Origin of the sequence: Kitasatospora sp. A2-31, assembly GCF_022288725.1 — a bacterium.
In the GTDB taxonomy this organism is placed as follows: domain Bacteria; phylum Actinomycetota; class Actinomycetes; order Streptomycetales; family Streptomycetaceae; genus Kitasatospora.
Window position 1 is genome coordinate 1 of sequence record NZ_JAKNTA010000272.1, and the last position, 1,063, is coordinate 1,063.

The following is a 1,063-nucleotide window of genomic DNA, read 5'->3' on the forward strand; positions in this document are numbered from 1 at the left end:
ACGAGGCCCTGCAGCACGGGGGCGGCGCCGATGACGACGTGGCGCAGGGAGGACACGTCGTGCGGGTCGGTGCGCTGGGCGGCGGCGACCTGGGTGAGGGTGGGGGGCGGCCCGTAGAGGAGGGTGGCGCGGTAGCGCTCGACCAGGTCCAGCAGGCCGGGGTTGTCGGTGGCGTCCTGGAAGGCGATGGTGCCGCCGAGCATGACGCCGGCCAGGACGCCCTGGCCGAAGCCGGAGTAGTGCACGAGCGGGCTGGTGACGGTGGCCACCAGGTCGTCGCCGAGCATGAAGGTGTCGACGTAGCCGCGCACCCCGGAGTGGACGGTGTTCTGGCTGTGCAGGACGCCCTTGGACTCGCCGGTGGTGCCGGAGGTGAACAGCACCACGAACGGGTCGTCGGGGCCCAGTTCGCGTCCGTCGAGCCGGCCCTCGTAGTGCTTCTCGTGGGGGACGGCGACGAAGTGGTCGTGGAAGTCGATGGCGTCCTGGAAGGCGTGGCCGCCGAGGACGACGACGTGTTCCAGCGGCAGTTCGTCCTTGAGGGCCAGGACGGTGGCGGCCAGCGGGTAGCCGTCCCATTCGGGGACGGTGATGCACACGGTGGCCTCGGTCAGGGCCAGGCGGTGGCGCAGTTCGTCCTCGCGGCAGACCGGGGCGATGGGGCAGATGACCGCGCCGACCCGCATGCAGGCGAACATCAGCGGCACGATCTCCCAGCGGTTGGGGAGCTGGGCTGCGACGAAGTCGCCCGGTCGGACGCCGAGTTCGAGCAGGGCGCCGGCGAACCGGTCGGTCAGACGGGCCAGTTCGGCGTAGTCGAGGGTGTCGGTACGCGAGTCGGCCAGGCGGCGGGCGGCGATGGCGAGCTTGTGCGGGCGCTTGGCGGCCTGGCGGCGCAGGTCGTCCAGGAACGTCTCGTCGCGCCACCAGCCGCGGCGGCGGTACTCGGCGGCGCGGTCCTCGGTGGTGGCCGAGGTCAGGCCGGTGTGCACGGCGGTGGTGGTGGCGGTCACCGGCGCTCCTTGCGGCGGGTGTCGGGGCGTTTGGGGGGCCGGGGGCCCGC

At 73.0% G+C, this 1,063-nt stretch carries 1 protein-coding gene; it reads right to left on the reverse strand.

Translation table 11 applies throughout. The annotated features are described in order from the left end of the window. Positions 1-1,013, reverse strand: a 1,013-nt coding sequence (locus tag MCM47_RS41385) for an AMP-binding protein (RefSeq protein ID WP_238951906.1), incomplete at its 3' end; no start/stop codon positions are given. Between the last annotated feature and the right edge of the window lie 50 nt (positions 1,014-1,063).